This window comes from Janthinobacterium sp. CG3 (assembly GCF_000344615.1).
Classification (GTDB): domain Bacteria; phylum Pseudomonadota; class Gammaproteobacteria; order Burkholderiales; family Burkholderiaceae_D; genus Janthinobacterium.
Map to the genome: position 1 here is coordinate 3,918,555 of NZ_KB467824.1, position 22,739 is coordinate 3,941,293.

The 22,739-nt window shown below is 65.7% G+C and carries 21 protein-coding genes; 5 read left to right on the forward strand and 16 right to left on the reverse strand.

Annotated elements, in window-relative coordinates; all coding sequences use genetic code 11:
* Positions 1-26: 26 nt before the first annotated feature.
* Both JANGC3_RS0117275 and JANGC3_RS0117280 read left to right on the forward strand, forming a co-directional pair.
* Positions 27-494, forward strand: a complete 468-nt coding sequence (locus tag JANGC3_RS0117275; protein WP_017877746.1) for an OsmC family protein — start codon at positions 27-29, stop codon at positions 492-494.
* A gap of 2 nt (positions 495-496) precedes the next feature.
* Complete coding sequence (locus JANGC3_RS0117280; RefSeq protein WP_017877747.1) at positions 497-1,111, forward strand: FMN-binding negative transcriptional regulator; 615 nt, start codon at positions 497-499, stop codon at positions 1,109-1,111.
* Between the two features lie 64 nt (positions 1,112-1,175).
* Here JANGC3_RS0117280 and JANGC3_RS0117285 read toward each other — a convergent pair whose 3' ends face one another.
* The 4 genes from JANGC3_RS0117285 to JANGC3_RS0117300 form a co-directional block, all read right to left on the reverse strand.
* Entirely contained in the window at positions 1,176-2,129 is a 954-nt protein-coding gene (locus JANGC3_RS0117285) for an AEC family transporter (RefSeq protein ID WP_017877748.1), read from the reverse strand.
* A 52-nt stretch (positions 2,130-2,181) separates the two neighbouring features.
* The gene (locus tag JANGC3_RS0117290) at positions 2,182-2,976 is read right to left on the reverse strand and encodes a class I SAM-dependent methyltransferase (protein WP_026133117.1); all 795 of its coding nucleotides are present in this window, start codon (positions 2,974-2,976) and stop codon (positions 2,182-2,184) included.
* Between the two features lie 356 nt (positions 2,977-3,332).
* Positions 3,333-5,009: an alkaline phosphatase D family protein gene (locus tag JANGC3_RS0117295; protein WP_017877750.1), complete on the reverse strand. Its 1,677-nt coding sequence runs from the start codon at positions 5,007-5,009 to the stop codon at positions 3,333-3,335.
* Between the two features lie 109 nt (positions 5,010-5,118).
* Positions 5,119-5,748, reverse strand: a complete 630-nt coding sequence (locus JANGC3_RS0117300; protein WP_017877751.1) for a DUF4142 domain-containing protein — start codon at positions 5,746-5,748, stop codon at positions 5,119-5,121.
* 110 nt (positions 5,749-5,858) lie between these two features.
* On the opposite strand from JANGC3_RS0117300, the gene JANGC3_RS0117305 reads away from it, so the two are divergent.
* On the forward strand, positions 5,859-6,884 hold the full coding sequence (locus tag JANGC3_RS0117305; RefSeq protein ID WP_157406698.1) for an AraC family transcriptional regulator N-terminal domain-containing protein: 1,026 nt from the start codon (positions 5,859-5,861) through the stop codon (positions 6,882-6,884).
* A gap of 87 nt (positions 6,885-6,971) precedes the next feature.
* On the forward strand, positions 6,972-7,262 hold the full coding sequence (locus JANGC3_RS0117310) for a putative quinol monooxygenase (RefSeq protein ID WP_017877753.1): 291 nt from the start codon (positions 6,972-6,974) through the stop codon (positions 7,260-7,262).
* 13 nt (positions 7,263-7,275) lie between these two features.
* On the opposite strand, the gene JANGC3_RS0117315 is transcribed toward JANGC3_RS0117310, so the two are convergent.
* Positions 7,276-7,773 (reverse strand): winged helix-turn-helix transcriptional regulator, encoded by a 498-nt coding sequence (locus JANGC3_RS0117315; protein WP_017877754.1) that lies wholly within the window; start codon positions 7,771-7,773, stop codon positions 7,276-7,278.
* 262 nt (positions 7,774-8,035) lie between these two features.
* Here JANGC3_RS0117315 and JANGC3_RS0117320 point away from each other — a divergent pair, with 262 nt between their 5' ends.
* Positions 8,036-8,821, forward strand: coding sequence for a response regulator transcription factor (locus tag JANGC3_RS0117320; RefSeq protein WP_017877755.1), 786 nt, complete (start codon positions 8,036-8,038; stop codon positions 8,819-8,821).
* A 117-nt stretch (positions 8,822-8,938) separates the two neighbouring features.
* On the opposite strand, the gene JANGC3_RS0117325 is transcribed toward JANGC3_RS0117320, so the two are convergent.
* From JANGC3_RS0117325 to nudB, 11 genes are all read right to left on the reverse strand, one after another.
* The gene (locus JANGC3_RS0117325; RefSeq protein WP_017877756.1) at positions 8,939-11,497 is read right to left on the reverse strand and encodes a TonB-dependent receptor plug domain-containing protein; all 2,559 of its coding nucleotides are present in this window, start codon (positions 11,495-11,497) and stop codon (positions 8,939-8,941) included.
* Positions 11,498-11,824: 327 nt separating this feature from the next.
* The gene (locus tag JANGC3_RS0117330; RefSeq protein ID WP_157406701.1) at positions 11,825-12,007 is read right to left on the reverse strand and encodes a hypothetical protein; all 183 of its coding nucleotides are present in this window, start codon (positions 12,005-12,007) and stop codon (positions 11,825-11,827) included.
* Between the two features lie 326 nt (positions 12,008-12,333).
* Entirely contained in the window at positions 12,334-13,113 is a 780-nt protein-coding gene (locus JANGC3_RS0117335; RefSeq protein WP_017877758.1) for an enoyl-CoA hydratase, read from the reverse strand.
* Positions 13,114-13,185: 72 nt separating this feature from the next.
* The gene (locus tag JANGC3_RS0117340; protein ID WP_017877759.1) at positions 13,186-14,382 is read right to left on the reverse strand and encodes an acetyl-CoA C-acyltransferase; all 1,197 of its coding nucleotides are present in this window, start codon (positions 14,380-14,382) and stop codon (positions 13,186-13,188) included.
* A 149-nt stretch (positions 14,383-14,531) separates the two neighbouring features.
* Positions 14,532-16,928: a 3-hydroxyacyl-CoA dehydrogenase/enoyl-CoA hydratase family protein gene (locus tag JANGC3_RS0117345; protein WP_017877760.1), complete on the reverse strand. Its 2,397-nt coding sequence runs from the start codon at positions 16,926-16,928 to the stop codon at positions 14,532-14,534.
* 16 nt (positions 16,929-16,944) lie between these two features.
* Positions 16,945-18,735 carry an acyl-CoA dehydrogenase C-terminal domain-containing protein gene (locus tag JANGC3_RS0117350; RefSeq protein WP_026133118.1) on the reverse strand — a complete coding sequence of 597 codons (1,791 nt, stop codon included), beginning with the start codon at positions 18,733-18,735 and terminating at the stop codon, positions 16,945-16,947.
* 72 nt (positions 18,736-18,807) lie between these two features.
* The gene (locus tag JANGC3_RS0117355; protein WP_017877762.1) at positions 18,808-19,434 is read right to left on the reverse strand and encodes a TetR/AcrR family transcriptional regulator; all 627 of its coding nucleotides are present in this window, start codon (positions 19,432-19,434) and stop codon (positions 18,808-18,810) included.
* A gap of 223 nt (positions 19,435-19,657) precedes the next feature.
* A complete protein-coding gene (locus tag JANGC3_RS0117360) occupies positions 19,658-20,041 on the reverse strand; it encodes an RNA-binding S4 domain-containing protein (RefSeq protein ID WP_017877763.1) in 384 nt (127 codons plus the stop codon).
* Positions 20,042-20,129: 88 nt separating this feature from the next.
* On the reverse strand, positions 20,130-21,293 hold the full coding sequence (locus JANGC3_RS0117365) for a phospholipase D-like domain-containing protein (protein WP_017877764.1): 1,164 nt from the start codon (positions 21,291-21,293) through the stop codon (positions 20,130-20,132).
* 9 nt (positions 21,294-21,302) lie between these two features.
* Positions 21,303-22,124: an endonuclease/exonuclease/phosphatase family protein gene (locus tag JANGC3_RS0117370; protein WP_026133119.1), complete on the reverse strand. Its 822-nt coding sequence runs from the start codon at positions 22,122-22,124 to the stop codon at positions 21,303-21,305.
* Positions 22,125-22,262: 138 nt separating this feature from the next.
* Positions 22,263-22,712 (reverse strand): dihydroneopterin triphosphate diphosphatase, encoded by a 450-nt coding sequence (gene nudB / locus JANGC3_RS0117375; RefSeq protein WP_017877766.1) that lies wholly within the window; start codon positions 22,710-22,712, stop codon positions 22,263-22,265.
* Between the last annotated feature and the right edge of the window lie 27 nt (positions 22,713-22,739).

Genomic DNA, 22,739 nt, shown 5'->3' on the forward strand with positions numbered 1-22,739 from the left:
GTCCGTCAACCCCAATAGGAGCAATCATGCAGCAATTCGAAGCAAAACTGGTATGGGAACGGGGCCAACAAGGGTTCGCCGACCAGCGCTACAGCCGCGCCCACGAATGGTCTTTCGACGGCGGCCTGCGGGTGCCGGCCTCGTCGTCGCCGCTATCGGTGCCGCCGCCGATGTCGAACCCGGCCAACCTCGACCCGGAGGAGGCGCTGGTGGCCGCCGCGTCGAGCTGCCACATGTTGTTTTTCCTGTCGATCGCGGCGCAGCGCGGCTTCGTTGTCGACCGCTACAGCGACCACGCGGTGGGCGAGCTGGCGCGCAACGCCGAGGGCCGCGTGGCGATGACCCGCATCACGCTGCGCCCGTCGATCGCCTTCTCCGGCGCGGCGCTGCCGGACGCCGCCGCGCGCGCCGCGATACACCACCTGGCGCACCAGAAGTGCTACATCGCCAACTCGCTCAAGACCGACATCGTCGTCGCCGAAGCGGAGGGCTGAGCATGTACCAACCGGCCCTGTTTGAAGAATCCCGCCTCGACGTGCTGCACGCGCTGATCGACGCCCACCCGCTCGGCGCGGTGGTGACGCACGGCGCCGCCGGCCTGGGCGCCGACCACATTCCGTTCGAGGTCGGCGCGCCGACCGCCGAGGCGCCGTTCGGCGTGCTGCGCGGCCACGTCGCGCGCGCCAATCCGCTGTGGCGCCACGAGGCCGACACGCTGGTGCTGTTCCAGGGCGCGCAAGCCTACATCACGCCGGCGTGGTACGAGGAAAAGGCGCGCACCGGCAAGGTGGTGCCAACCTATAACTACGCGGTGGTGCACGGCTACGGCCGGCTGCGCGCGATCGACGACCCGCAGTGGCTGCTGGCGATGCTGGAGCGGCTGACCGCGCGCCACGAGGCGGCGCAGGCGGCGCCGTGGCGCGTCGACGACGCGCCGCCCGATTTCATCGCCAAGACCTTGGCGGCCATCGTCGGCATCGAAATCCCGCTGACGCGCATCGAAGGAAAATGGAAGACCAGCCAGAACCGTTCGGCGCGCGACAAGCGCAGCATCGCCGCCGGGCTGGGCGCGGACCACCCGATGGCGCCGCTGGTGCGGCCGGCAATGTAAATAACCGGACCAGCCCCCCGGGGACGCGCCGTCCCCGTCCGACCCCGGGGTTGCGTCCTTGGCTTTAAGTCAGCAACACCACCGCCGCCGAAAACGTCAAAAACGACAAGGCCGTCGACACCAGGATAATACGCGCGATGCGCCCGGTGTTGGCGCCGAAGCGCTCCGACAGCATCGCCACGTTGCTCGCGCTCGGCAGGCAGGCCACCAGCACCAGCACGGTCAGCGCGAAGCGCTCCAGCGGCAGCCCCAGCGCGATCGCCGCGTTGCCCACGCCCAGCACCAGCAGCGGGTGCAAGATCAACTTCTTCAGCGCGACCGGCACGAACTCGCCCAGCGGCGAGGCGTCGGCGCTGTTCATCTGCGAGCGCGCCAGCACCGCGCCGATGGTAAACAGCGCCACTGGCGAGGCCGCGTCCGCCAGCAGGCCGACGGTCTGCATCAACGGCTTGGGCAGCGCCAGCCCCAGCCACGACGTCAACGCCCCCAACACGATGGCCCACGGCATCGGATTGCCGAGCATACCCTTGAGCGCCTTGCCGACCGCCGCCCGGCCGCCCTGCCCGTCGGCGCCGCCGACCCGCGACAGCGCGATGCACAGCGAACTGGTAATGACCATATCGACGACGATGGTGACGATCACCGGCCCCGACGAACGCGGTCCGAGCAGCGCCAGCAGCAGCGGCACGCCCATGAAGCCGGTGTTCGGAAAGGCCGCGACCAACGCGCCGAAGGCGGCGTTGTTCCAGTCGATGCGGTGGCTCAGCGTGGCGGCCATGGTCACGCCGACCATCACCAGCGCGCACAGCAGGTAGACGCCGAACACGCCGGGGTCGAGCAACTGCGCCAGCGGCGTGACGGCGCCGAAGCGGTACAACATGCAGGGCAGCGCGAAAAACAGCACGAAGGTGTTCAGGCCGGGAATCGCGACCAGCGGCAGCATGCTGCGCCGCACGGCGACGTAGCCGCACAGCACCAGCGCGAAAAAGGGAAAGGTGACGGTGAGAATGGTAAGCATGGGAAACGATTGTAGCCGTTCCCCTGCGTTTGCGCGCCCGGACGCCCGGGCGTTATAACTTCAGGCTGCGCGTGGCAATGAAGCTTGGCATGAATTTTTCAATCTCGAAGCGCGCCGGCGTGTGCATTTCCTCGATGAAGCCGGCGATCACGAAGCCGGCCGACAGCTGGCCGCCGATCTGGCTGGCCAGGCTGTGGCCGAACAACATCGGCTGGCCTTGTTCCCGCTTGCCGGCGATGGCCGCCTGGTCCAGGTCGATCAGGTCGGAATAGGGTACCTGATAGCGCGGTCGTATCAAACCCTCGGCGGCGTAGGCCGGATCGCGGTCGGCGATGAAGACGGCCGGGTTGAAAAAACTCGACAGCAAGGCGCCGCCGTGGTCCAGCACGCGGTAACACTCTTCCCAGATCGGTTCGATGACCGGCGCGTACTGGTTCGACACGGGATGCACCACCAGGTCGAACGACGCGTCGGCAAAGCACGACAGGTCGCGCATGTCGCCCTGCACCAGGGTGAGCGACAAGCCGTCGCGCCGGGCCACCATGGCGTCCTTGGCCAACTGCTCGTTCGACAAGTCGAACACGGTGACGTCGGCGCCCGCCGCGGCCAGCACCGGCGCTTGCTGGCCGCCGGCCGCGGCGAGGCAGAGCACGCGTTTGCCGGCGACGTTGCCCAGCCAGTCGGACGGCAGCGGACCCGGCGTTAAGTAGATGTGCCAATGGCCAAGCTTGGCGGCGGCGATGACGGCGCTGCTGACCGGCTGCGACCACGCGCCGTTGGCGCGCGCCTGCAAGTCCCAGGCGTCGGCGTTGGGGGAAAATACATTGTACGGGGACGTATTGGGCATGCGGAATGCTCCTGAAGCCAGGCTATGAAACCCGGATGTGCGGGCACGTGCAAGGCCGTAACGGGACGACAGCATCACTTGCGCATGTCGAATTATGCTTTAGAAAAGATGGCTTATTTTATATCTCGGAGGAAAAAAAGCAAAGCGCGCAGATGTAACAAAAGTTCGGCAACGAGCGCACTGAAAAAATCCACGCCACCGGCGTAACCGCGGGTGGCGTGCATGCGCTGAAGTTGCGTGTCCTCGGCCGGATGAGCGGGACGCGTCGTCCGGCAATGTTGGCCGAAGCGAGTCGGGCTGCTCCGGGCCAAGCTTGTCGGGTTACGCCCGCCGAAAATCGCCCGCCGCCGCCGGCGTCACACCGCCAGCAGTTTGCGGTTCGCCGCGCCCGGCAGCGTACGCAGCGTCTTGCCCGGCAGCGCCGTGTAGGTCTGTGATTTGACCGTGCTGACGTAGCGCCACTCGGCCCAGGCCTGCGACTGCGTGGCGGTGACGATCATGAAGCCGCGGTGCTCGGTTTCGGCGTACACCAGCGGCCCGATCACCTGCTCCAGTCCCGCCGCCACCGTGGCCGGACTCTCGTTCGGGAAGATGTACTCGAAGCCCGGCGACGTCACCGAGGTGACGCCGAATTCGACGCCGACCGCCTTGCCGTGCATGTCGGCGAGGTCGCTGGCCCACGAGTTGTGGGTGTCGCCGGCCAAGGTGATGAGGTTTTTATCCATCGCCCTGGCCATGCCGAGCACGGTTTCGCGCGCCGCCCCGTAGCCGTCCCAGGCGTCGAGGTTGTAGGGCACCGACGGCTGCGCCAGCATCAGCCGTTGCGCCGGCGTCAGGCTGGCCGGGTCCTGTTGCGCCTTGCCGGCCAGCGCCAGGTAGTCGCCGAAGCCGATCTGTTGCAGCGCCAGCGGCGCCGGAATGTGCATGCGCGCCATCAGCACCTGCTGGCCGAGGATTTGCCACGTCGCCGTCGAGGCGCGCATCTGCTGTTGCAACCACGCGGTTTGCTCCGCGCCCATCAACTGGCGGCCTGGATCGGCCATGTCGGCGCCGAACCTGGCCGCGTCGAAACCCGCCGCGCCGGTGTAGTCGTTGTAGCTCAGTTGCTTGTCGCGCCCGATCACCCGGGTGTCGAGCATGTGCAGCGAGACCAGGGCGCCGAAGTCGAAGGAGCGGTAGATGCGGTCGGGCCGGGCCGCGTCCGGCAGGCGGATCGGCATCCATTCGTGGTAGGCCTGCAAGGCGGCGCCGCGGCGCGCGCTGAACGGGCCCTCGGTGGCCGGATTGTGGTTTTCGGCGCCGCCGGTCCAGGTGTCGTTGGCGAATTCATGGTCGTCCCAGACGGCGATAAATGGCAGCTTGGCGTGCAGCGCCTGCAGGTCGGCGTCGCCGCGGTATTGCGCGTAGCGGCTGCGGTAGTCGGTCAGTGTGACGATCTGGTTTTTCGGCTCGACCTCGCGCTTCAGCGCCGCCGCGTCCTTCGACGCGTAGCCGTCGCGCGGGTATTCGTAGATGTAGTCGCCCAGGTGCACGGCGGCGTCGATGTCGTTCAACCGGGCCGCCTCGGCGTAGACGTTGAAGTAGCCGGCCGGATAGTTCGAGCAGGTGAACACGGCCAGCTTGACTTGCTCGACCTTGCCCGACGGCAGCGTCTTGGTACGCCCCGTCGGCGAGCGGCTGTCGCCGACCCAAAAGCGGTAGAAATACACGCTGCCGGCGCCCAGCCCGGTGACGTCGACCTTGACCGTGAAGTCGCGCGCGGCGCCGGTGTTGACGCTGCCGCTTTTGACGACGCCGGCGAATTGCTCGTCGCTGGCCACTTCCCAGCGCACCTCGAAATCGCGCAGCTCGGACGGCGTCGCGCGGGTCCAGATGATGACGCGGTCGGCCTGCGGATCGCCGCTGGCGACGCCATGCGCGAAGCTGGCGGAAAAGGTCGCGCCGTTGCCGCCGCCGCAGGCGGCCAGCGACACCGCGGCGGTGCCCAGTGCAAAACCGCGGATGAACTGGCGGCGTGAATGTGGAGTGCTCATCTGGCTGATTCCAATAAGAAAGAATCAGCGATGATAAAAAAATATTATGACTCCGGCATGACGCCGATCAGAATGTTTCTTCGGTTTGCGCCCCGGGCATGGCCGCCGCTCAACCGCCGGTCTTGGGCTTGGTGGCGGGGGCGGTGTTGCCGCTGCCCTGGCTGCCCGCCGTGCCGGAGCTGCCGGAAGCGGTGCCGGCGCCCTTGCCGAGCGCGGCGTTCACTTGCCGCACCGAATTCAAATGTTCCTCGACCGTCGGTTGCAGCTTTGCCGCCAGCGCCTTGACGTCCGCGTCCTTGGCGCGCGTCTGCACGCGCCGCAGCAGCGCATGGGTTTTCTGGTGGTCGGCGACGCCGGCCTGCGCCATATAGCGGCGGTCGAACGCGTCGCCCGACAAGGCGCTCATCTTTTGCTCCATTTTCTTGTGCTTGCCGTCGGCCTCGGCCGGCAGGCCGACGCCCTTCGCCTGCGCCAGTTGCTGCACCTCTTGCAGCGCCGCGGTGTGGTCGTCGATCATTTTCTGGGCGAAATTTTTCACCTCCTGGTTTTGGGTTTTCCCCTGCGCCAGTTTGGCCGCGTCGATTTCCGCCCGGTTCGCCTGCGCCATTTGAATCAGCAGCGCCTGGTCGCCCTTGCCGATCGGCGCCGCGGCCGCTGGGGTCCGCGCCGCGGCGGCGCCAAACAGCATCACCCCCACCGCCACCGCGAACAGCCGCTGGCCTATTCTCGCTTTAGTCATCTTGCTTCTCCTGATAAATGGAATGAATGCGTGGCGGCCCATGCCGCCGCGCCCGCACCAATTTGACCGGCGCCGGAATGACAAGTTCAGTGGCTCCCGCTTGGCCGCATATGCGCAGCGACATCTTCGCGCCGGCGCTGCGCTATACTCCAACGTTGAACGCGCCGGCACTTACTGTCCCATCTCCCTTGATACCTGACCACGCCGTCCCCTCCCCTTCGGCCGCCACCGGCGCCGCGCAATCGGCCGGGGCCGAACTGCGCGCGCGGGTCGCCGCCCGCGCCAGCGCCGAAGGCCGCACCGACTCGCCCTATCCGGGGCTGCGCTATTACCGCTTTTCCACGCCGACCGCGTACCGCAAGACCCAGCTGCTGGTGCCGGGCGTCGTCGTCGTGCTGCAAGGACGCAAGACCATCGAGCTGGCCGGCCGCGCGCTCACCTACGCGGCGATGCAGTGCCTGGTGCTGGGCGGCGCGGCCATCTGCCACGGCACGGTGGTGCAGGCCAGCCCGGAGCTGCCCTATCTCGCCCTCCACCTCGACCTGCCGCCCGAGATGCTGGTCAAGACGCTGATCGCGCTGGAGCGGCAGGCCGCAGGGGCGCCGCGGCCGCTGCGCGAACACTACGTCGCGCCGCTGGAGGCGGACTTGCTCGACGCGCTGGCGCGTCTGCTGCCGGCGACCGACGCGGCGCTCGACCGCGCCATGCTGGCGCCGCTGGTGGTGGAGGAAATCGTCGTGCGCCTGCTGCGCGGCGGCGCGGCGGCGGCGATCCGCGACGCCGCCGCCGTCACGCGCTCGGCGATCCGCATCCAGCAATCGATGCAGTTCATCCAGGCGCATGTGGCGCGGCCCTTGTCGGTGGCGCAGCTGGCCGGGCAGGCGGCGATGAGCCCGTCCCACTATGCGCACAGCTTTCGCGCGGTCGCCGGCGTGAGTCCGATGCGCTATGTGCGCGACGCCCGCCTCGACCTGGCGCGCACGCTGCTGCTGGGCGCCGGCGCGCGCCCCAGCGAGGCGGCGGCCAGGGCCGGCTTTGACAGCAGCGCGCATTTCACGCGCGAGTTCCGGCGCCGCTTCGAACTCTCCCCGGGCGAGTACCAACGCCGCATGGCCGCCGCCGATCCGCAGTGGTGATCAACGTTGCCGCAGGGCGCGTCATTGTGGCGGCATGCGCGCGCCGCTACACTTTGTGCTCCCCAACTGCATAAGGCAAGGCACTATATGAGCGGCATTCACGTCATCGTCACGTTTCAAACCAAGGCCGAAGCGGCGGCCGGTTTTTCGGCTTTGCTGGCGCAGGTGCAGCGCGATTTACCGGAGGTGGAAGGCTGCAGGGGCGTGCAGGTGTTCGCCGGGGCCGGCGATCCTTGCCTGTTCACGCTGCTGGAAGAGTGGGACAGCGCGGCGCTGCACCAGGCCCATATCGGCCGCGTGGTGGCGTCCGGCGCGTGGGCCGGCATCGCCGCCCAGTTGGCCGCGGAACCGCTTAGCCATTATTGCGTGCGGCGCTAGCGCCGGGCCGGGTTTAGGCGGCGTGGCCTTTTTCCGCGTCCGAGATGATGCGGCGCATGCTGTCGCTGGCCGCCGGCCCCGGCGCGAAGCCATAGTATTCGTCGTTGATCGGCAACCCGGTCATGGCGTCCACCAGCACCGGATCGGCGGCCAGTCCGGTGTCGCGGCTGGCGATCACCAGGCTGGCGCCCTCGGGCGCGAATTGCTCGTTGCCCCAGGCGATGAAGGCCAGCAGGACCGGCTTGAACGACAAGCCGGACTTGGTCAGCACATAGTCGTAGCGCGGCGGCTTGGCGCAGTACAGGCGGCGCGCCATCAGCCCGCCGTCGACCAGATCGGCCAGGCGCCGCGTCAGGATGGTCGGCGCGATCTTCAAGCTCTTTTCAAATTCGTCGAAACGCGTCTTGCCGTAGAAAGCCTCGCGCAAAATCAGGATGCTCCACCACTCGCCGACCCGGCCCAGACTGCGCGCGATCGGGCAAGGCATGCTGCCGAAATCCGTATGTTTCATAAGCCCCTCCAAGATTGAAATGATTTGGCGCCGACTCTTTTTTTCGGGCGTACGCCACACATGCATGGGCCGATTATTAGGCATCTAAAAAATGCGCGCCTTTACTTGCGGCGGAAAAGCTTTTGAAAGACGAGAAAATGTGCAAAAAAAACATCTAAGATCGGGCGCCAATCCGAAGCAACGGTTTTCCGGCGACAGAAAAGCATAAAACAATAAAAACAAAGGCATAATGACCACATCGCGCATCTGTATTGAGCAAACCATGCATACGGCACACGCCACCAGCGAAAAGAACATTCTGATTGTCGACGACTCGCCGTTCGAGCAGCGCATGTTGGTCGACCTGCTCAGCGAGGGGCCGTACCGCACCAGCGTGGCCTTCAACGGCTTCCAGGGATACCAGCTGGCCCTGGGCACCCGCCCCGACCTGATCTTGCTCGACGTGCGCATGCCGGAGATGGACGGCTACGCCGCCTGCCGCCTGCTGAAGGCGAATCCGCGCACGCACGACATCCCGGTGATCTTCCTGAGCGGCGCCGACGCCGACGAGGAACGCCTGATGGGCCTGTCGGTGGGGGCGGTCGACTATGTGTCGAAACCGTTTACGCCGGCCGAGCTGTCCGCGCGCATCCATGTGCACCTGAACCTGATGCTGCGCGTCGAGCCGCCGCGCCCGGCCGCCCCGGCGCCGGTGCAGGAGCCCGACGAGGTTTACGTGAACGCCGTCAAGCGCCTGATCCTGGACAACCTGGCGACCCTGCCCGACCTGGCCGAAATCGCCCGCCGCGTCGGCACCTACCGCGAAAAACTGTCGCAGATGTTCCGCGCCCAGACCGGCATGACGGTGTTCGCCTTTATCCGCGAGGCGCGCATCGAGCGCAGCATGGCGCTGCTGCGCGAGACCGACATCGAGGTGCAGGATATCGCGCTGCTGGTCGGCTTCAACAACGCCGGCAACTTCGCCACCGCCTTCCGCGGCAAAGCGGGCGTCACGCCCAGCGCCTACCGCCAGCAACTGGCCGAGCAGGAAAGCGCCGCCAACACTTAATGCGGCGCAGTTGGCGCGCCTTTCGTAGGTCGGATTAGCCGCAACGGCGTAACCCGACTGGCGCCGGCGGCGGCGCCGCGTCGGATTACGCTGCGCCCATCCGACCCACGGCAGGCGTCAGAACTTGTAGTTCAACTTGACCGAGGCGAAGCGGCCGCGCGGGTCGGCCTGGGTATAGTCGAAGAAGTCGGTCGAGCTGTCCCACGACGGCCGCTTGTTGCCCAGGTTTTGCACGATGAAGCTCACGCTGGCCGCCGGCGTCACCTTCCACGCAAGATTCGCGTCGAGCGTGCTGAACGCCGCCACCCGCTCCCGCGGGCGCTTGCCCTGGCGGTAGGCGCCGACGTAGTTCCAGGTCAGCGTGTTGGACCAGGCGCCGATGTCCCAGGTGGCGCCGCTGACGCCGCGCCACGTCGGGATCGAGCCGAAGTGGTTGTTGCCGGCGCCGTTGGTCGGCGCCTCGCCCTCGGACAAGGGCGCGGCGAAGCGCAGCACCCGGCTGAGCTGGCCATTCAGCGTCAGATTACCCCAAGCGCCGCCGAGGAAGCGCTGGCGCAGGTCGATGTCGAGGCCGGACACTTCGCGGTCGCCCTGGTTGCCGTATTGCACGTACAAGGTGCTGATGCGGCCCTGCGGGTCGCGCGCGATCTGGGCCGGGAAGCGCGCCTCGTTGGCGATGATGGTGTCGGAACTCTCGGTGCCGATGATGCCGTGCTGCTTGATGCGGTAGTAGTCGACGCCGACGCTGCTGTTGCCGCTCGGCGCGATCACCACGCCCAGGTTCAGGTTGTTCGAGCGCTCCGGCCGCAGCGCCGTGTTGGCCTTGCTGATCTGCGTCACGCCGCGGGTCTGGGTCGGCGAGATCGGGTCGCGCGGATCGAGCACGCTGGTGTAACTGACGGCGCTGCTGTTGGTGATTTCCGGCAGCGACGGCGCGCGAAAGCCGCGCGAGACGGTGGCGCGCAGCAGCAGCCAGTCGGCGCCCTGGTAGCGCAGCGCCGCCTTCGGCGAAAAGGCCCGGCCGAAGTCGCTGTAATGGTCGGCGCGCCCGGCCAGGTTCAGGTTCAGCTTGGCCACCACCGGCACGTTGAATTCGGCGAACAGGGCCGTGACGTCGCGGCTGCCGTCGATGATGTTCAGCGCCGGGCGCAACTCGGTACCCGACAACACCGCCGTCGAGGTCTGCGAATCCATCCGTTCGCGGCGCCACTGGGCGCCGGCGGCGAAGCCGAGCGGGCCGGCCGGCAACGCCAGCAAATCTTTCGAGGCCGACAGGTCGAGCGTGCTCAGGGTCGAGGCGGCCGGCCGCAGCGTCGACAGGCGCAGGCGCTGGCGCAGCGCCTCGCTATTTTGCGACTGGTCGGCGAAGTTGTAGCTGCCGTCCGCCAGCACCTTCTCGAACGCATAGCGGTTGACGAAATTTTGCACCGTCTCCTCCAGCCGGCTGCCGGAGCGGCCCAGCGAGGCGTCCCAGTCCCAGCCGGCGCGGCTGCCCTTGGCGCCGGCCAGCGCACGGTAAAAGGTGACCTGGTCGCTTTTTAGGCGCGGCCCGAGGTCGAACAGCGTGGCGACGAAGGGCAGCGGCGTGGCGCCGGGATTGTTCGGATGGCCCACCGGTAGCACCGTCGGGATCGTATCGAGCGCCTGGCGGTCCTGGTTCCACGCGCGCAGGCTGCTGCTGACCGACAGCGGCGCGGCGAAGGTCTGGTCGGCGCGCGAATAGCTGTGCAGCAGCTCGGCGTAGGCCTCGCTGTCGGCGTCCAGGCGCAGCGTGCCGCGCAGCGAGGAGTGGACCCGCTTGATGCCCGGGATCAGCGTGCTGTAGGGCGCCGGATTGTAGGCCAGCACCTTGCCGCTCTTGTCCGGATTGATGCTGTCGTAGGGCGTCAATTGCAGCGGCCCCTGCGCCCCGCCCAGCAACTGGGTCGGCTGGCCGCCGGTGTAATTGGTGATCGGCCACGACAGCGTACCGCCGTTCTGGCCGCGGAAGTCGGCCGCGCGCATCCAGCCGACATCGCTCTGCTGCAACTTGTCGCGCTGCTGCGCGTCGACCGACAAGACCACGCTGTAGCCGTCGTCCCGCAGTGTGCCGAAGCCGGTTTGCAGGCTGGCGCTGCGCTCGTTCTGGCCGGTGCCTTCGGTCGACGCGCCGGCCTGGGCGCCCAGCTCGGTGCCGCTGAATTCCTTGTACAAAATAATGTTGACCACGCCGGCCACCGCGTCCGAGCCGTAGACCGACGAGGCGCCGTCCTTCAGGATCTCGATGCGCTGCACCGCCGCCATCGGCAGGCTGTTCAGGTCGACGAAGGTCTCTTGCAAATCCTGCGCGGTGGCGTAGCTGCTGACGCGCTTGCCGTTGACCAGGATCAGGGTGTTTTTCTGGCCGATGCCGCGCAGCGACAAACCGGCGGTGCCGGCCGAAAAACTGCCGGTGTACTGCTCGTTGTAACTATTGCCGCTGTTGGCGGAAATGGACCGGATGACGTCGGCGATGCTGGCCTTGCCGCTGGCCTTGAGTTCCTTGGCGCTGATCACCTGGACCGCGCTGGCGCCCTCCTTTTGCGTGACGCGGATATTCGAACCGGTCACGACGACCCGCTCCAGCGTGTCGGCGGCGGCGGCGAACGAGGGAAAGGCGGCGGCGATGGCCAGACTGATACTGAGTGGTTTGAACATGGGTTCCTCTTGTTGGGATTGGAGCCCCCTTTTGGGTAAAGGGGGCGTACGGGCGCCATCCGGCCTTGTGGACCGGGGGCACGGGTAATGCCAGGGAGAAACCACTATAAGGGCCGGTTTTCATTCCACGAACGAATTAAAACCAGCTTGTATATACAATTTGGAAATAAGCCGGGAGCCATATCGGGCGCAGCAACCATCCGTCGGCAGCGGCTCGTCGTCGGATTACGCGTTCCGCTCATCCGACCTACGCAACCTTCACTTGGCGGCATTAGGGCCAGACCCCGAGGCTCTGCCCGCGGGCTTGCGCCTCCGGTTTTACTGACGTCACGCGTCGTCGCCGCCCGCCCCTTTGCGCCCCGCCAGCAGCAAATGCAACTGGTGCTTTTCGGCGCGGCGCGCCAGCCGCTGCGGCTGCTCGCCCTGGTGCGAACCGGCGCGCCGGCTCTTGGCCGCCACCGCCAATGGGTTGCGCGGCTTCGGCAATGTGATTTTAATCTTGGTTGGCATAACAATTTCTTTCATGGTTTGTTATGCCGGGGTGGGCGCGGCACGCGGAAAACGTGCCCGGAAACGCAAAACCCCGGCGAGTTTCCTCACCGGGGTTCAAGTATGGAACGACCGGCTCGGGATCGGCAACGATGGCCGACGACCCCGGGCAGTCATGCCCGAGGCTATGGGTGGTGCGCATTGCTGATAGCCGTACGTGGCATGCTCGGTCCTTTCATAAAAAGTAGGGTTCATCAAACTTCAGAGACGCGATTCTGCGACAAGTCGATGCGCGCGTCAAACGGTATTTAACAACCGTTTTCCAGCGCGCCGCCGTGCTCGCGGAATCAGGCGAACTTGCTGAAGTCCGGCTTGCGCTTCTCGAAGAAGGCGGTGAACGCCTCTTTCGCCTCCGGCGCCAGCAGCATGGCGCCGAACAGCTTGTTTTCCTCGGCCATCGTGTCGACGATGGGCGCGGCGCGGTGGTTCTTCATCAATTGCTTGGTGGCGCGGATCGACGCCGCCGGCAACGCCACCAGCTTGGCGGCCTGGCCGCGGGCGAACGGCAGCAATTCGGCCAGCGGCAGCACCTTAGCCACCAGGCCCATTTGCAGCGCCTCGTCGGCCAGGAAGGCTTCGCCCAGCATCAGCTTTTCGGCCGCGCGCGGGTAGCCGGCCAGTTGCGTGAACAGCAGGCTGGAGGCGAATTCCGGGCACAGGCCCAGTTGCACGAATGGCATGGAGAACTTGGCGTTGTCGGCCGCGTAGACCAGGTCGCAATGCATCAGCAGCGTGGTGCCGATGCCGACCGCGGCGCCGGAGACGGCCGCCACCACCGGCTTGCTGGCGCCGTTCAGCGCGCGCATGAAGCGGAACACCGGGCGCTCTTCAAACACTTCGCCGGCGCTCGGGCGCGCGGTCTTGGCGAAATCGTCGAGGTCGTTGCCGGCGGTGAAAATCTCCGGCTGGCCGATGATCAGGATGGCGCGCACGGCGGCGTCTTGCTCGCCGTCGTTGATGGCGTCGGCCATCGCCTGGTACATCGTCGTGGTGATCGCGTTCTTGCGCTCCGGGCGGTTGAATTGAATCGTCAGGACGCCGTCGGCCTTGCTGCACAAAATATCCATGCTGTCTCCAAATGTAAATAAGGGCGCCCAGGAATTCCTGGCGCGCCCTTTGATGTTAATTTTAACTCAAGATTACATGCGTTCGAAAATCCCGGCGGCGCCCATGCCGGCGCCGACGCACATGGTGACCATGCCGTATTTCAGGTTGTTGCGGCGCAGGCCGTGGATCACGGTCGCGGCGCGGATCGCACCGGTGGCGCCCAGCGGGTGGCCGAGGGCGATCGCGCCGCCCATCGGGTTCACTTTCGACGGGTCCAGGCCGAGGTCGCCGATGACGGCCAGCGCTTGCGCGGCGAACGCCTCGTTCAGCTCGATCCAGTCGAGTTGGTCCTGGGTGATGCCGGCCGCCTTGCAGGCGTCGGGAATGGCGAATTTGGGGCCGATGCCCATGATTTCCGGCGGCACGCCGCGCACCGCGAACGAGGAGAACTTCGCCAGCGGGGTCAGGTTGTGCTCGCGCAGGAATTTTTCGCTGACGATCAGCAGCGCGCCGGCGCCGTCCGACATTTGCGAGCTGTTGGCGGCGGTGACGGAACCCTTGGCTGCGAACACCGGCTTGAGTTTCGCCAGCGATTCGACGCTCGAATCGGCGCGCGCGCCTTCGTCGGTGTCAACGACGCGGGTGCTGACGTCGATCTTGCCGGTGGCCAGGTTGGGCGTGCGGGTGATGATTTCAACCGGGGTGGTCTCGTCCTTGAAGAAACCGGCTTGCTGCGCGGCGATGGCGCGGCGGTGCGATTCGACGGCGAAGGCGTCCTGCGCTTCGCGCGAGATTTTCCACTGGGTCGCGACTTTTTCCGCGGTCAGGCCCATGCCGTAGGCCATGCCGACGTTTTCGTCGGTGAACATGTTCAGGTTCATCGACGGGTGGTGGCCCATCATCGGCACCATCGACATCGACTCGATGCCGCCGGCGATCATGGCGTCGCATTCGCCGACGCGGATGCGGTCAGCGGCCATGGCGATGGCGGTGATGCCCGAGGCGCAATAACGGTTGACGGTGACGCCGCCGACGGTTTTCGGCAAGCCGGCCAGCAGCACGGCCTGGCGGGCGATGTTGAAGCCCTGCTCCGCTTCCGGGAACGAGCAGCCGATGATGGCGTCGGTGATCAAGGAAGGGTCCAGGCCCGGCGCTTGCGCCAGGGCCGATTGCAGCACGCGCACCAGCAGGTCGTCCGGGCGGGTGTTCTTGAACATGCCGCGCGGCGCCTTGCCGATCGGGGTGCGGGTTGCGGAGACGATGTAGGCGTCTTGAAGTTGTTTGCTCATTGTGTTCTTTCAAAAATTTTTGATCGAAGTTCGGTGCTTCGGAACGACCGTCGTAGCGAGACCCGACCCCGGGGTTGTTGCGGCGACGGCGATGCCGCGCTCGGCGTCCCGGGGCCAGTCTTGCCGCGCTCTTTCCGTATCGACCCGGCTTAGTTGCGTACCGGCTTGCCGGTTTGCATCATGCCCATGATCCGTTCCTGGGTTTTCGGGTGGTTCAGCAGTTCCAGGAAGGCTTTACGCTCCATGTCGAGGAACCACTGTTCGTTGACCAGGCTGCCCTGGTCGACGTCGCCGCCCGAAACGATCTCGGCGATCATCTCGCCCAGCTTGAAGTCGTGCGCGGAGATGAAGCCACCGTCGCGCATATTCACCAGCTGCGCCTTGATGGTGCCCCAGCCGTAACGGCCGGTGACCGCGACCGGGGTCTGCAGCGGCGGACGGAAGCCGGCGTCGAACATGGCGCGCGCTTCCACCTTGGCCACGTGCAGCAACTCGTACGGGTTGAAGACGATGACGTCGGAAGCCGACAGATAACCCATTTTCTTGGCTTCCAGCGCCGATTTCGACACGTTGGCGGTGGCCGCGTTGGTGAAGCCGGCTTTCAGGAATTGCAGGATGTCGGTGCCCTGGGCTTCCTTGGCCGCGCGCACCGCCGCTTCCTTCAGACCGCCGCCGGCCGGGATCAGGCCGACGCCCACTTCCACCAGGCCGATGTAGGACTCGATCGAGGCGACGCGCTTGGACGCGTGCAGCGCCAGCTCGCAACCGCCGCCCAGGGCCAGGCCGGCCACCGCGGCGACCACCGGCACGTTCGAGTATTTCATCGCCATGAAGGTATCTTGCAGCAGCTTGATACCCGGCTCCATCGCTTTCGCGCCGCCTTGCATGAACAATGGCAAGGCAGCTTGCAGGTCGGCACCGGCCGAGAACGCGCCGCCGTCGGCGGCGTCGGCGTTCCAGATCACCAGTCCCTTGAAATTCTTCTCGGCTTCGGCCAGACCCATTTTCAGGCCGTTGATGACGCCTTCGCCGATCACGTGCATTTTGGTTTTCAGCGAGATCACCAGTACTTCGTCGTCGCTGTGCCACAGGCGTACCGAGTCGTCTTCGAAGACGGTGGTGCCAAAGGTCTTGCCGTCGATGGCGCCGCTGCCGAACACCGGCGCGCGGAACTGCTGGCGCTCGTACACGGCCAGGCTGGAGCGCGGCACGAAGCTGTTCGACGCGGCCGAGTACGAACCTGCCGGCGTGTGCACGCCTTTTTCGGCGACCGGGCCTTCCAGCACCCAGGCCGGCAACGGCGCGTTGCACAAGGCATGGCCGGCGGCGATGTCTTCGTTGATCCAGGTGGCGATCTGGGTCCAGCCCGACGCCTGCCATGTTTCGAACGGGCCGACGTTCCAGCCAAAGCCCCAGCGCATCGCGAAATCGATGTCGCGGGCGTTGTCGGCGACCGTGTCCAGATGCACGGCGATGTAGTGGAAGGCGTCGCGGAAGATCGCCCACAGGAACTGCGCCTGCGGATTGGTCGATTCGCGCAAGGCCTTCATTTTCTTGACCGGGTCCTTTTCCTTCAGGATGCGGGCGACGATGTCGGCGGCCTTGCCGCCGCCGGCGACGTATTCGCCGGTGGCGAAGTCCAGGCGCTGGATTTCCTTACCGACTTTTTTGTAGAAGCCGGCGCCCGACTTCTGGCCCAGCGCGCCCGCTTCGACCAGCTTGGCCAGCACGGCCGGGGTCTTGTAGATGGCGAAGAACGGGTCTTCCGGCAGGTTGTCCTGCATGGTCTTGATGACATGGCCCATCGTGTCCAGGCCGACCACGTCGGCGGTGCGGAAGGTGCCCGACTTGGCGCGGCCCAGCTTGGCGCCGGTCAGGTCGTCGACGACGTCGCAGGACAGGCCGAATTTCTCGGCTTCGTAGATGGTGGCCAGCATGCCGAACACGCCGACGCGGTTGGCGATGAAGTTCGGGGTGTCCTTGGCGCGCACGACGCCCTTGCCCAGCGTGGTGGTCAGGAACACTTCCAGCTGGTCGAGGATCTCCGGCTTGGTCGAGGTGGTCGGGATCAGTTCAACCAGGTGCATATAGCGCGGCGGGTTGAAGAAATGCACGCCGCAAAAGCGCGCCTTGAGTTCGTCGTCGAAGCCGTCGGCCAGCTTGTTGATCGACAGGCCCGAGGTGTTCGAGGCGAAGATCGCGTTCGGCGCGATATGCGGCGCGACCTTCTGGTACAGGTCGTGCTTCCATTCCATGCGCTCGGCGATGGCTTCGATGATCAGGTCGCAACCGGCCAGCAGGTCCAGGTTGTCTTCGTAGTTGGCGACCTGGATCAGGGCGGCGTCGTCCTTGTTGCCGAACGGCGCAGGGCTGAGCTTTTTCAGGTTGTCAATGGCGCGCAGCACGATGCCGTTCTTGGCACCCTCTTTGGCCGGCAGGTCGAACAGCACGACCGGCACTTTGGCGTTGATGCAATGGGCGGCGATTTGCGCGCCCATCACGCCGGCGCCGAGCACGGCTACTTTTTTCACGATGAAATTGGTCATAATAATCCTCTATCTCTTAGAACAAGTCGGCGTCGAGTGCCATCAGGCTGGCCGAACCGGAGCGCGCCTGACGGATCAGGGTGGCGGTTTCAGGTTGCAGGCGGGCGAAGTAGAAACGCGCCGTGGCCAGTTTCGCTTTGTAGAAATTGTCGCCGGACGATTCCTTCTCCAGCGCGATCTTCGCCATCTGGGCGAAGAAGTAGCTGTAGACCAGGTGGCCGACCACGCGCAGGTAAGGTACCGCCGCGGCGCCGACTTCGTCGGGGTTCTGGAACGCCTTCATGCCGATTTCCATGGTCAGCTTGGACACTTTCGCGCCCAGTTCGCCCAACGGCGTGACGAATTCGCTCATCGCCTCGTCGGTGCCGTTCTCTTCGACGAAGGCCTGGATCTTGGCGCCGAACTTGCGCAGCTTGGCGCCGTTGTCCATCAATACCTTGCGGCCCAGCAAGTCGAGCGACTGGATCGTGTTGGTGCCTTCGTAGATCAGGTTGATGCGGGCGTCGCGCACGTACTGCTCCATGCCCCATTCGGCGATGTAGCCGTGGCCGCCGAACACTTGCATCGCTTCCGAGGTGGCGATCCAGCCGTTGTCGGTGATGAACGCCTTGATGATCGGCGTCAGCAGCGCCACTTCGTCGGCCGCTTCCTTGCGCACTTCCTCGTCCGGGTGGTGCAGTTCGCGGTCGATCTGCAACGCGGCGTACGAGGTGAAGGCGCGCGCGCCCTCGGCGTAGGCCTTGCACGTCAGCAGCATGCGGCGCACGTCCGGATGCACGATGATCGGATCGGCGGCTTTTTCAGGCGCCTTGACGCCCGATAGGCTGCGCATCTGGATGCGGTCCTTGGCGTAGGCCAGGGCGTTCTGGTAAGCCACTTCGGTCAGGCCGAGCGACTGCATGCCCACGCCCAGGCGGGCCGCGTTCATAAACACGAACATGGCGTTCAAGCCCTTGTTCGGCTGGCCGATGATCCAGCCGCGGGCGCCGTCCAGGTTCATTTGGCAGGTCGAATTGCCGTGGATGCCCATTTTCTCTTCGATGGCGCCGCAGGTGATCGGGTTGCGCGCGCCGACGCTGCCGTCGGCGTTCGGCAGGAACTTCGGCACCAGGAACAGCGAGATGCCCTTCGAGCCTTCCGGCGCGTCCGGCACGCGGGCCAGCACCAGGTGCAAGATGTTTTCCGACATGTCGTGCTCGCCGGCCGAGATGAAGATCTTGCTGCCGGTGATCAGCCACGAGCCGTCTTCCTGCGGCAGCGCTTTCGAGCGCAGCATGCCCAGGTCGGTGCCGCAGTGCGCTTCGGTCAGGCACATGGTGCCGGTCCACTCGCCCGAGACCAGCTTCGGCAGGTACAGGCGTTTTTGTTCGTCGGTGCCGTGCTCAAGCAGGCACTCGTAGGCGCCGTGCGACAGGCCAGGGTACATGGTCCAGGCCTGGTTGGCCGAGTTCAGCATTTCGTAGAACGAATTATTCAGCACCAGCGGCAAGCCCTGGCCGCCGTATTCCGGCGAGCACGACAGCGCGCCCCAGCCGGCGTCGACGTATTGCTTGTAGGCGTCCTTGAAGCCCTTCGGCGTCGTCACGGTGTGCGCGACGTTGTCGTGGCGGCAGCCTTCGCGGTCGCCGGAGTGGTTCAACGGGAACAACACCTCGGACGTGAACTTGCCGCCCTCTTCCAGCACCTGGTTGATGATGTCGGCGTCGACTTCAGCGTAGTGCGGCATTTGTTTCAACTCTTGCTCAACTTGCAGGAACTCGTGCAGCACGAATTGCATGTCCCGGATTGGCGCGACGTATTGACCCATAATTTTTCTCCTGGCGGCTAAATAGCTCTAAATGTGATTCTCAAGTTGCGCGCAGGCGGCGCGCGCAACGGCTTACGAAGTCTTCTGTGCGGCCGGCGCGGCGCCCGGCCGCGGGTTGTGGTAATTGTCGATCAGGCGGTTGAAGCCCAGCCGGGCCCGTTCCACGCTACCGGGGATGCGCAGGAAACGCGCATCGTGGTGCAAGCCCAGGATCAGGCCGTACATCTCGTACACCAGCTGCTGCGGGTCGGTGTCGGGTTTTAAATCACCCGTTTCGATCGACTGCTGGACGCAGCGCAACAACGCGCCCTGCCATGCCCGCACCATCGAGACCAGCTCCTCGCGGATCGGCCCGGGCCGGTCGTCGTACTCGACCGCGCCGCTGATGTAGATGCAACCGGAGGCGATTTCAACGCTGACGCGCTTGATCCAGCGCGCGTACATCGATTTCAGGCGCAAGATGCCGCGCGGCTCCTTCATGCTCGGGAAAAACACTTCCTGCTCAAAACGATGGTGGTACAGCTTCAACACCTCCATCTGCAGGTCTTCGCGCGAGCCGAAATGCGCGAACACGCCCGATTTGCTCATGTTCATCCTGTCGGCGAGCAGGCCGATGGTCAGGCCCTCCAGCCCGTCGCGGCTGGACAAGTCCAACGCCACGTCGAGGATGGCCGCGCGGGTCAACTCGCCTTTGCGCATGAATTTAATTGATGTATTGATGATATTTCCGTTCAAAGCTAGTTTCGAATTCACAGGAACAGTACGTCGGCAACGATGTGAACCCACTTCAGTTGAAAAGAATTCCGAACGCTCGTACTATTATCCACCGGGGCATAAAAGTCAAACGGGAACATTAGAGGCGAGGTTCTATTGCTGCAACGCAGCATCGGGGATTTTGCTCCGGGCGCGCCCGGTTCGCCGCCTAGTCGGCACCGCTGGCCTTGCTCAACTGGCGCCGGTCGCGCTTGGTCGGGCGGCCCTTGATGGCGGCGCCCGGCTCGCGGAACAACTTGCGCTGCTCGCCCTCGTTGGCGCGGCGCGCGATGCTGGCCGGCGTTTCCGCGTACAGCAGGCGCGCCACCGGGGCGCTGCCGCGCTGGTCCGACAGGCCCAGCACCCGCAGCTCCCAGTTGTCGGCGCCGTTGTCGACCAGCAGCTCGTCGCCCAGGCGCAGCGGCCGCGCCGGCTTGACGCGCTCGCCGCCGACGCGCACCTTGCCGTTGTCGACCGCGTCGGTGGCCAGCGAACGGGTCTTGAAAAAGCGCGCGGCCCACAGCCATTTGTCGATTCGTACGGTGTCGGTCATGGTGGTTTCAGCGTGATGGTTGGACGGGACGGTTAAGCGCACTGGTTTATGCGCACTGATGTAAGCGTACTCATTTAAACGCACTACTTCAAGCGTATTTGCCCATCGCGAACACGCGCATCGCCAGTTTGTACAGGATGAAGGCGGCTTCGTAGCCGAGCCGGCGCAAGCGCCCGACGTGGGCGAAATCGTCCTTGTGCACCACCACGCCGTCGGCGATGGCGCGCTCGATGTGGCCGCGCAGGGCCAGCGCGAAGGCGGCGTCCTTGACGACGACGTTGGCCTCCTGGTTCAGGAACAGGCTCAGGCCGTCGACGTTGCTCGAACCGACCGTGGCCCAGTCGTCGTCGACCACCGCGACCTTGGCGTGCAACTGGGTCTTGTGGTATTCGACCAGCTTGACGCCGGCGTCGAGCAGCTTCGGGTAGAAGGAATGGGCGACGGCGTCCTGCAGCCAGATTTCGCCGACGCCGATCAACAGCACCACCTCGACGCCGCGCAGCGCGGCCGAGGCCAGCGCCTCGCGGAACTTGCGCCCCGGCGCGAAATACGGGTTGGCCAACAGCACGCTGTGCCTGGCCTGGCCCAGCGCCTGCAGGTAGGCGCGCTGGATGGTGCGGCGGTTGCGCAGGTTGTCGCGCACCACGAAGCCGGCCTTGACGACGCTGCGCGCCTGCGCCTTGTTGACGGCGCGCAGCTCGCGGTACAGGTGGATGCGCTTGAGCAGCCCCATCTTGCCGAGCCGCGCCCACTGCGCCTGGGCCTCCTGGTGGATCGCGCCCACCAGCGGGCCGCGCACCTGCACCGCGAAGTCCCAGCGCGGCGCCGACAGCGCGACGCGGTGGTCGTAGTCGCAGAACATGTCGTCGTTGATGTTGATGCCGCCGACCAGCGCCACGTCGCGGTCGACGACGCAGATCTTGCGGTGGGTGCGCGTGACGCCGCGGCGGAACCAGGGGTTGAAGATGCGGTGGTGCACCTTGGCCGCCTCCAACTCGGCGTGCATGCGCTTGGCGCGCGCGTTGCCGGTGCCGAACCAGTCGGTGATCATGAACACCTGCACGCCGCGGCCGGCGGCGCGTATCAGCGCGGCCTTGACCGCGTTGCCGGTGTCGTCGTCGGCGAAGATATAGGTTTCGAAATAGATGTCGTAGCGGGCCGAGTCGATCGCCGCGATCAGCGCGGGGAAATAGTCGGTGCCGCAATGCAGCAGTGTGATGTCGTTATCGGCTATATAGGTGACGGATCGCATGGGTCCAGTCTACGCCAGTTTCAACGTGGCGACGATGGGTGCGTGGTCGGACAGTTTGGCCCACAGCGTGCCGTGCATCACCTGGGCCGTTTCGACCTGGAAACCGCGCACGTAGATGCGGTCGAGGCGGAACCAGGGCAGCGCCGCCGGGAAGGTGCGCGCCGGCGTCAGCGTTGGCGTCGCCGCCTTGCGCCGCGCCAGTTGCCGCACCAGGTCGCCGATCGCCGAATTCGACGCGCGCTGGTCGAACACCTCGACCACGCCGAGCGCGTTGCGCAGCTTGTCGCTGAGGTTGTTGCGCCAATCGTTGAAGTCGCCGGCGATGATGACCGGCTCGCCGTGCGGCGCGGAGGCCATCACGGCCTCGATCAGCGCCTCGGTCTGGCGGCCGCGGCCGGCCTCGAACAGGCCCAGGTGGACCACGTAGCAATGCACGTCGACGCCCTCGGTCTGCAGCACGCAGTGCAGGATGCCGCGTTGCTCGTAGGCGTGGTCGGAGACGTCGTGGTTGCGGGTGGAGCCGATCGGAAACGCGCTCAGCAGCGCGTTGCCGTGGTGGCCGTGGTCGTACACGGCGTTCATGCCGTACGCCGAATGGTGCGAGGCGCCGGCGAAGAACTCGTGCTGGGCCGTCTCCGGCCAATGCTTGTGGCCGTGGCTTTCGGCGCCGAACTGGGCGGCGTTGCGGTCGTGCCGGCCTTGGACTTCCTGCAAAAAGACGACGTCGGCCTCGAACAGGGCAATCGCCTGTTTCAAGGCGTGTACGCGGGGCTGGCCGCGCATCGAGGAGACGCCCTTGTGGATGTTATAAGTTGCTACGCGGATTCTCATGGCTTGATTTTAACCCCATAGCCGCCATTTCCGCACGACTTCAATTGTGCGGCGGTGAAAGCTTCGCATCGCCGCCACAACGGCGCCCGCGCGGGGGCGCAATACCGTTCAAGCGCGCGCGGTTTTCGTGGGCCGGGGCTATTTCAAGCGCTGCGGCAGTTGCAGCACGGCTTCCGCGTTGGAAGACGAGAAACACCGGTCGGCCGCCTCCAGGTAGGGCAGCCAGACGTGGCGCAGATGTTCGCGCGGGCTGAGCGTGACGGCGATGTCGCGCGGTACCTCGACGCTGAACACGTGCTCGGTGTTGTGCGTGACGCCGGGGGCGTAGCGGTGGCGCCAGACCGGGTAGATTTCGTAGATGTTCGACAACTGCCAGTCGCGCAGGCGGAGCGTCGCGGCGTCGGCGACGATGCCGGTTTCCTCGAACAGCTCGCGGGCGGCGGTGGCCAGCAGCGGCTCGTCGGGCGCGTCGAGCGAGCCGGTCACGGATTGCCAGAAGCCGGGCCGGTCGGCGCGCTCGAGCAGCAGCACCTCCAGCGCGGCGGTGTGGATCACGACCAGGACGGATTCGGGGATTTTATGGCTCATATTAAAAGAAAAGGCGCAGTCTCCCGC